We start from the raw sequence: 8,144 nt of genomic DNA, 5'->3' as shown, positions 1-8,144 counted from the left end.
CACAAATCTCGAACAGCTCGTCGAGTTCTTCGGAGACGACGAGCACCGCCGCGCCGGCGCGGCTGAGGTCGACGATGGTCTGGCGGATGAAGGCGCTGGCGCCGACATCGACGCCCCAGGTCGGCTGGGAGACAAGCAGAAGCTTCGGCTCGAGCGCGATCTCACGGCCGACGATGAATTTCTGCAGATTGCCGCCCGACAGGCTTTGCGCCGTCGAAGCCGGACCGTTGGCCTTGACCTTGAACCTGTCGATGATGCCAGCTGCGAAGGCGCTGGCTTTGCGCCGGTCGACCAGGCCGTTGCGGACGGTGCCGAAGCGATGGGCGGTCAGAACCGCGTTCTCCCACAGCGTATGCGACGGTACCGCGCCACGGCCCAGCCGTTCCTCGGGAACGAAGGCGAGACCGAGCTTACGGCGCTCGTCGGCACGAAGGCGAGCGGCAGCGGTACCGCAAATCCTGATCGCGTCGTTGTTGTGATGCGTGCGTTCGCCGCTGAGCAAGGCGATAAGCTCCGCCTGGCCGTTTCCGGACACTCCCGCCAGGCCGACGATTTCCCCGCCATGAACGTTGAAGGAGACGTCCTTCAGATCCACGCCGAAATGGTCTCTTGCCTTGACCGAAAGGTTGTTGACCTCGAGCACTGGCTTCTCGCTCGGGGTCGGCGGGCTGACATGCATTTCCGGCAGCTTCGAGCCGACCATCATGCGGGCGAGCTCGAGCGAGGTCGTCTCTTTCGGCCGAGCGGTGCCGGTGACCTTGCCGTTGCGCAGCACGGTTGCGGTGTCACAGAGCTCCTGCACCTCGTCGAGCTTGTGGCTGATGTAGACGATGCTGCAGCCTTCAGCGGCGAGTTGTCGAAGCGTCTCGAACAGCTTGACCACCGCCTGTGGCGTCAGCACGGAAGTCGGCTCGTCGAGGATCAGAAGCTTGGGCGCCTGCAGCAGGCAGCGCACGATCTCGACGCGCTGCCGCTCGCCGACAGAGAGGTCATGCACCTGGCGATGCGGATCGATCGGCATACCGTAGCGAAGCGAAAGCTCGCGGATCTTGGCGGCAAGCGAGGGCAGATCGAAGGCGCTGCTTGCCGAGAGCGCAATGTTCTCGACCACTGAAACGGATTCGAACAGCGCGAAGTGCTGGTAGACCATCTCGATGCCGAGCGCGCGCGACGTCGCCGGGTTGTGCGCCGCGATCGGATTGCCGTCGCAGAAGATCTCGCCGGAATCGGCCTGCGCCGCGCCATAGATGATCTTCATCAGGGTCGATTTGCCGGCGCCGTTTTCGCCCAGCACGGCGTGGATTTCGCCGGGCTGGATAGACAGCGAGACCTCGTCATTGGCGACGACGCCGGGATAGCGTTTGCGGATGTTGCGCAGTTCTAGACGCGGATGCATGGCGGGTCCTGCCGTGGCGTGAAGCGAGGTTGGACGGGAACCAGGCAGGGAGACGCCGAAGGTCGGTCTCGGCGCCTCCCTGGTTCTTTGATGGCGTTCAGCTCAGCTTGCCGATCATGCCTTTGACGAACCAGTTCATGCCGCGAACATCGTCATCGGCCAGGACGGAGCCTGCAGCGACCTTGAGGTTGCCGGCCTGGTCCTTCAACTCGCCGCCATAGGGGTGCACCTTGCCGCTGCCGATGTCGGCCTCGAGCTGCTTCAGCTTGGCCTTGGTGTCGGCCGGTATGCCGTCATTGTAGGGCGCCATCTTCACGACGCCCGCTGCCAGTCCATCCCAGCGCACTTCCGGCTTCCAGGTGCCGGCGGCGACGGCCTTGGCGGCGCCGACATAGTCGCTGGTCCAGTCGAGGACAAAGGACGTCAGCTGTTTGCCCGAAGCGAACTTGGCCATGTCGCTGGCGTAGCCGATCGACCAGGCGCCGCCTTCACCCGCGACCTGGACGCCCGTCGCCGTGTCGGTCATCGAGCAGATGACGTCGCAGCCTTGCGAAAGCAGCGTCTTGGCGGCCTCCTTCTCCTTGCCCGGATCGAACCAGGAATTGAGGAAGATGGCGTTGCAGGTGGCGTTCGGATTGACGCTTTGCGCACCGAGCAGCAGCGCGTTGGCCGGGCCGACGATATCCGGAATCGGAAAGCCGCCGATGAAACCAATCTTGCCCGATTTCGACATGTAGCCGCCGGCCGCGCCGGCGACGAAAGTGCCCTCGTAATATTTGGCTTCAAAGGTACCCAGATTGGCAAGGTGGACGATGCCGGAGCAATGTTCGAAAGCCACCTTGGGGAACCGCGGCGCCACTTTCTGCATGGGCGTTCCGTGCGAAAAGCTGGTGCCGAAGATCAGTTTGTTGCCGGCGCTGGCCAGCTCGCGGAAAATGCGCTCCGCATCCTGCGGCATGAAGATGTTGTCGATGACGGTGAGTTCGGCCTTGTCGCCGAACGCGGCTTTGATCGCCTCGACGCCAAGGCTGTGCTGCTTGGTCCAGCCGATTTCGGCGATCGGCGAGACGTAGACGACGCCGATCTTGAGCACCTCTTGAGCCTTGGCGACCGTGCTCAGCCCTCCAGCACCGAGCGCAGCACCCAGCGCACCGCTGTATTTCAGGAATCCGCGTCTTGTCAGGTCGTTCATGTCGGTAACCCTCTGTTGGTTTTTTTGGTTGATGCCCGGCTTGTCGATGCCCGGTCTTTGTTAGGGAGATGGACGTGCGCGTGCACCGCGCCGTCGCCATTCCCGGATGGTTTTGCCTGCCTCAATCCAGCCGATATCGTTGCTCCGTCGGCCTTGCCGTCGAGATAGGGTGCGAGCGCTTCGGCAGGCGTCATCTCCGGAAACACCTCGCGATCCATGATGTAGCCGCGCACCACGGTGCGGTGATGCGTGTCGATCAGGTCCATGGCCTGTTTCAGGCGGCCCTTTTCCAGGAGGTCGACGACCCTCGAATGATCGTCGAGCAGATTGCAATAGTCGAAATCGGCTGAAATGAGCGAGCGCAGCAACGTCGTGCGGCGCACGAGCTGGGCATGGATTTCCTGCATCACCTTGTTGCGACTAAGGCGCACGAACACCGTGTGGAATTCCTGGCCGAGCACGTCGGCCAGCGCATCGTTGCCGGCGGCGACTGCCTGGCGCTGGCGTTCGACATGCTGGCGCAGCTCGGCCCATCCGGCGGGGCCAAGGCGATCGCTGAGCTGGGCCGCCACCCCCTGTTCGACAAGGGTCAGCGCGTCGTAAATCTCCATTGCCTCCTGCATGCTTGGCCTGGCGACGAAGGCGCCGCGGTTGCGCTCGATCTGCGCCAGCCCGTCATCGGCGAGCCGTATCAGGGCCTGACGCACCACGATGCGGCTGACATCGAATATCTCGGCAAGCTCGCGCTCGCCGAGCTTGCAGCCGGGCACCAGCCGATGGTCGATGATGGCGCGGGTCAGCGTGTCCGCGATCGTCTGGGAGCGGCTGCTCAAGGCACGGTTCTCCGCCTTTGCGACGACATGATCAGCAGGCTTTCCATGATGAAGACATGACGCTTCGGGATGTGCCATATCCCAGGTTCAGGTTTTCCATATCGGAATTCAATCATCATAGTCTGTCAACACAAAAAATGATTTTGGCTGACAAAAAATCATTGATTGGTATCCAATCTTGTGATTTCGTCATTGCGAAACGTCAGGCTAGGTTCGTGGTGAAGGGCTAGCCGAGTTGGGAGGGATGCCGATGGCAACCCATTGCGTCGACCGCGAGCTTCTGAACGACTGGCATATCGTCGCTGACCAGGAATCGCTCAGCCAGGATGTGCCCTTTTCGACCCGCCTGCTTGGGGTCGATCTCGTCGTTCGAAAACATTCAAACAAGATCGAAGTCGTTCGCAACGATACCGGCGACGTGTTGAAGAGCGCCGAGCGCTATGGCTTCGTCTGGACCTGTCTGGACAAACCCTGGCGCGACATCATCTACATCCCCGAGGCCAACGAGGCGGATCGACATCTGGTCAGCGGCGGCTCGATCGCGGTCAAGGTGTCGGGCCTTCGCGCCGTCGAGAATTTTCTCGACATGGGGCATTTCCCCTTCATCCACACCGGCTGGCTCGGCGAGGAGCCGCATACCGAGGTCGTGCCTTACAAGGTGGAAATCACGCCCCAGGACGAGGTGCTGGCGACCGAATGCAAATTCTACCAGCCCATCGCGTCGCCGACCGCGAAGGAAGGGTTCGTCGTCGAGTACATCTACAAGGTGATCCGGCCCTATACGGTGGCGCTCTACAAGAGCAATCCGATCCAGAAGGGGAGGCTGGATGTCATCACGCTGTTCGTGCAGCCGGTCGACGAGGAGAACTGCGTCGCGCATCCCTATCTCTGCTACCTCAAGGAGGGCATGGACGCGGCGACGGTGCGCAGTTTCATGCAATTGATCTTCGCGCAGGACAAGCCGATCCTGGAAAACCAGGTCCCCAAGCGCCTGCCGCTCGATCCGCGCGCCGAGACCCCGATCCGCGCCGATGCCGTCTCGGTTTCCTATCGGCGCTGGCTGCGTGACAGGGCGGTCACCTATGGTGCGATACCGGCACAGATCTGATGACGTCCGAGGGTATTTGAAGGGATAACATGATGACGAAATGCGCTGATCCCGTGATCCTCAATCTCTGGCATCCCGTGGGCGCCATCGCGGAAGCTGCTCCCGGCGCCGTCCAGGAGACCGTTCTGCTCGAGGAGCGCCTCAGCTTTGCGGTGGACGCGGATGGCGAGCCCGTCGTCTGGCGCTCGCGTCCCGATGTGCAAAGGGCTGACCATATTCCACCCGCCGACAGGCTGCCTGCAATAAGCGCCTATGGCTATGTCTGGACTTCGCTCGGGTCGCCGCCGGCCGAGCTGTTCCCGATCCCCGAATATCAAGAGCCGGACCGCCGTAAGCTCAATGCGGCAACGTTCGGCGTCAACGTCTCGGCGCCGCGCGCCATCGAGAACTTTCTCGACATGGGCCACTTCCCCTATGTGCATACCGACATACTCGGCGTCGAGCCGCATACCGAAGTCAAGGAATACGACGTCGAGATCTCCGTCGATCGTGACGAGATCCTGGCCACGCGCTGCCGCTTCTTCCAGCCGATGGCGTCGACGGCGTCCGATGGCGGCGCCGACGTCGACTACGTCTATCGCGTGCCGCATCCCTATTGCTCGGTGCTCTATAAATCGAGCCCGATCGACGAGACCCGGCGCGATGTCATCGCCGTCTTCCTGCAGCCGGTCGACCAGGAGCATGTGCGCGCCCACATGCTGCTTTGCGTGCTCGACGAAGACAATGAAGACAAGGTGATCAAGCGTTTCCAGCAGACGATCTTCGGCCAGGACAAGCCGATCCTGGAAAACCAGGTGCCGAAGCGCCTGCCGCTCGATCCGCGCGCCGAGACGCCGATCCGCGCTGACAAGTCGGCCATCGCCTACCGGCGCTGGCTCAGCCAGAAGGGCGTGACCTACGGGGTCATCCCGGCTGCAGCCTGACAGACATTTTGGAGACGATTGATGTTGGAAGAAGCCAGAAGCCGGTGGCATCCGATCGCCGCTGCCCATGATTTGCCGTTTCGCCACGTTTTCCACGGCCAGTTGCTGGGCCGGGAATTCGCCGTGTGGCGGGCCGATGACGGTTACGTCAACATCTGGGAGAACCGCTGCCTGCATCGCGGCGTCAGGCTGTCGATCGGCATCAATGACGGGCGCGAACTGAAATGCCAGTATCACGGCTGGCGTTATTCGAACCGCACCGCTGGCTGCACCTATATCCCGGCTCATCCGGCCGATGCACCCGCCCGCACCATCACCAACCGCACTTTTCCGGCGGTCGAACGTTATGGCTTGGTCTGGTCCTCGGAAGAGCCGCGCGGGGAGGTGCCTGAGATTGCCGGCCTCGCCGAAGGCAAGCTCGTCGCCTTGCGCGGCATCGCGGTCAACGCGCCGGCCGACAAGGTCGTCGAGAGGCTGAGAGCCTATCGCTTTCAACCCAACGGAGCGATCGATGGCGAGGGCGCCGACATTCTCGTCGAAGCCGCCCAGGATTTCGCTGTGGCGCTTCGCTCGCGAGCCAGCGGCGCCGAGACGCAGGGCGTTTTCTTCGTGCAGCCGGTCGATTCCAACCGTTCGGTGATCCGCGGCGTGCTCGATCAGGAGGCCGAGGGCGCCGCGCGCATTGCCATTCTGCGTCACCACAATGAGCGGCTTTCCAAGCTGCGCGACGAGGTCGAGCGCGACGTGGCGAACGCGCCGGCGCCGGCGCCGCTCGAGCCGGTCTACGAACGGGTCTCGGCCGAACTCGCCGAAATGCCTGAGGTGACCACGCATGGCCGCAAGGCTGCGCTGCGTGTCAGCGTGGCCAGAAAATGGCAGACCGCTGACGGGATCGCAGGCTTCGAGCTTCGTCCGATCAAGGGCATCCTGCCGACGTTCCAGCCTGGAGCCCATATCGACGTCCACATGCCCAATGGCGAGATCAGGCAGTATTCGATCACCAACGGTCCCGGTGAAACCGACAGCTTCACCATCGGCGTCAAGCTGGAACGGGACTCCAAGGGTGGCTCGAAATGCATGCATGAGACGGTGCGAGAGGGCGACGTGCTGGCGATTTCCGAGCCACGCAACAACTTCCCGCTGCGCCGCGATGCGATCAAGACGCTGTTCGTCGCCGGCGGCATCGGCATCACGCCGCTGCTCGCCATGGCGCAGGCGCTGAAGAACCAGGAGCTTGCGCACGAGCTGCATTATTTCGCGCAAGGCGAGGAACACCTCGCCTTTGCCGATCGGCTGAAGCATCTCGGCGATGCGCTGAAGCCGCATCTCGGCCTCTCGCCCGACGCGACCGGCGCCGAGCTTCGACAACTCCTCGCCGGTTATCGCAATGGCATGCATCTCTACATCTGCGGCCCGGGACCGATGCTGGAAGCCGCGCGCAAGATCGCGGCCGAGCAGGGCTGGCCGGATAGCGCCGTCCATTTCGAGTACTTCAAGAACACCAACAAGATCGACGACAGTTCGAGCTTCGAGGTCGCGCTGGCGCGCTCCTGCGTCACGCTTCAGGTGCCGGCGGGCAAGACGATCATGCAGGTCATGCGCGAAAGCGGCATCGATGTTCCGTCGTCTTGCGAGCAAGGCGCCTGCGGCACTTGCGTGGCGACGGTGATCGAGGGCGAACCGGACCATCAGGACGTCTACCTCAACGATGCCGAGAGGAAGGCCGGAACCAAGATCATGACCTGCGTTTCGCGCGCCAAATCGGCACGCCTCGTGCTGGACATCTAACTGTTTGTTTTACGCAATTCCGGACGGAAAACCATTACTTTTCCTGGAATTGCTTTAGGAGCTGCCGATGATCACGCTTTACGACTACGAACTGTCGGGCAATTGCTACAAGCTGCGGCTGCTGATGAGTTTTCTCGGCATCGACTACAAGACCGTGCCGGTCGACTTCTACCCCGGCCGCGAACACAAGTCGGAATGGTTCCTGAAACTCAATCCGCTTGGCCAGCTGCCGGTCATCGAGGATGAAGAGCTGATCTTGCGCGACGCCCAAGCGATCCTTGTCTATCTCGCCTCGAAATACGATCCGTCGGGCACCTGGTATCCGCGGGACAATCCCGCTCTGCTGGGCGACATCAGCCAGTGGCTGGCCTTTGCAGACGGTATCACTTCGACGGCGTCGGCCGCCCGCCTGCACGATGCGCTGTTTTATGACTTCGATATCGACGCCGCGCGTGCCGGCGCGCATCGCCTTTTCCGTGTCCTCGACGAGCATCTGTGGTTCGGCGAACAGCAGGGCCGCAACTGGATCTGTTCGGCCAGTCACCCGACCATCGCCGACATCGCCTGTTTTCCTTACATCATCCTGTCGGAGGAAGGCGGGGTTCCGCGCCAGGACTATCCGGCTATTCGGCGCTGGTGCGACCGTGTCAAGCGCATCAAGGGCTTCACCGTCATGTCGGGTGTGTTTCCCGCCGGCCCCGGCAAGATCGCCGCATAGTCCTGATCATAAGCGCCGCGTTCTGGCCCGGCAAAATAGAGATTTGGGAGAGAAAAAGAATGAAAACCCGCGCCGCTGTCGCTGTTGCCGCCGGAAAGCCGCTGGAGATCATGGAGGTCGACCTCGAGGGCCCGCGCGAGGGCGAAGTGCTGGTCGAGATCAAGGCGACAGGCATTTGCCACACCG

Annotated in this window: 7 protein-coding genes and 1 pseudogene; 5 read left to right on the top strand and 3 right to left on the bottom strand. The window is 62.3% G+C overall.

Going from position 1 to position 8,144, the window contains the following annotated elements; translation table 11 throughout:
* From EN949_RS29690 to EN949_RS29680, 3 genes are all read right to left on the bottom strand, one after another.
* Positions 1 to 1,396: ABC transporter ATP-binding protein (locus tag EN949_RS29690; protein ID WP_164782581.1), on the bottom strand; the 1,396-nt coding region annotated here is incomplete at its 3' end.
* Positions 1,397 to 1,493: 97 nt separating this feature from the next.
* A complete protein-coding gene (locus EN949_RS29685; protein ID WP_013529894.1) occupies positions 1,494 to 2,588 on the bottom strand; it encodes a BMP family ABC transporter substrate-binding protein in 1,095 nt (364 codons plus the stop codon).
* Complete coding sequence (locus EN949_RS29680; RefSeq protein WP_013529895.1) at positions 2,585 to 3,421, bottom strand: GntR family transcriptional regulator; 837 nt, start codon at positions 3,419 to 3,421, stop codon at positions 2,585 to 2,587. Before EN949_RS29680 ends, EN949_RS29685 begins: the two co-directional genes overlap by 4 nt.
* Positions 3,422 to 3,671: 250 nt before the next feature.
* On the opposite strand from EN949_RS29680, the gene EN949_RS29675 reads away from it, so the two are divergent.
* The 5 genes and pseudogenes from EN949_RS29675 to EN949_RS29655 all read left to right on the top strand — a co-directional run.
* On the top strand, positions 3,672 to 4,529 hold the full coding sequence (locus EN949_RS29675) for an aromatic ring-hydroxylating dioxygenase subunit alpha (RefSeq protein ID WP_013529896.1): 858 nt from the start codon (positions 3,672 to 3,674) through the stop codon (positions 4,527 to 4,529).
* A 29-nt stretch (positions 4,530 to 4,558) separates the two neighbouring features.
* Positions 4,559 to 5,452 carry an aromatic ring-hydroxylating dioxygenase subunit alpha gene (locus EN949_RS29670; RefSeq protein ID WP_064995320.1) on the top strand — a complete coding sequence of 298 codons (894 nt, stop codon included), beginning with the start codon at positions 4,559 to 4,561 and terminating at the stop codon, positions 5,450 to 5,452.
* A gap of 21 nt (positions 5,453 to 5,473) precedes the next feature.
* The gene (locus EN949_RS29665; RefSeq protein ID WP_024505098.1) at positions 5,474 to 7,240 is read left to right on the top strand and encodes a Rieske 2Fe-2S domain-containing protein; all 1,767 of its coding nucleotides are present in this window, start codon (positions 5,474 to 5,476) and stop codon (positions 7,238 to 7,240) included.
* 67 nt (positions 7,241 to 7,307) lie between these two features.
* Positions 7,308 to 7,958 carry a glutathione S-transferase gene (locus EN949_RS29660; RefSeq protein ID WP_127366537.1) on the top strand — a complete coding sequence of 217 codons (651 nt, stop codon included), beginning with the start codon at positions 7,308 to 7,310 and terminating at the stop codon, positions 7,956 to 7,958.
* Positions 7,959 to 8,017: 59 nt separating this feature from the next.
* A pseudogene (locus EN949_RS29655) lies at positions 8,018 to 8,144 on the top strand (S-(hydroxymethyl)glutathione dehydrogenase); the annotation flags it as partial.

Source organism: Mesorhizobium sp. M7A.F.Ca.US.007.01.2.1 (assembly GCF_003998165.1).
Classification (GTDB): domain Bacteria; phylum Pseudomonadota; class Alphaproteobacteria; order Rhizobiales; family Rhizobiaceae; genus Mesorhizobium; species Mesorhizobium ciceri.
This window is presented reverse-complemented; position numbering and strand designations above follow the sequence as displayed.

Bases quoted from the DNA above. Each gene is read 5' to 3' on its own strand.
- EN949_RS29685 (WP_013529894.1), bottom strand. From the start codon at position 2,588: ATGAACGACCTGACAAGACGCGGATTCCTGAAATACAGCGGTGCGCTG.
- EN949_RS29675 (WP_013529896.1), top strand. From the start codon at position 3,672: ATGGCAACCCATTGCGTCGACCGCGAGCTTCTGAACGACTGGCATATC.
- EN949_RS29670 (WP_064995320.1), top strand. From the start codon at position 4,559: ATGATGACGAAATGCGCTGATCCCGTGATCCTCAATCTCTGGCATCCC.
- EN949_RS29665 (WP_024505098.1), top strand. From the start codon at position 5,474: ATGTTGGAAGAAGCCAGAAGCCGGTGGCATCCGATCGCCGCTGCCCAT.
- EN949_RS29660 (WP_127366537.1), top strand. From the start codon at position 7,308: ATGATCACGCTTTACGACTACGAACTGTCGGGCAATTGCTACAAGCTG.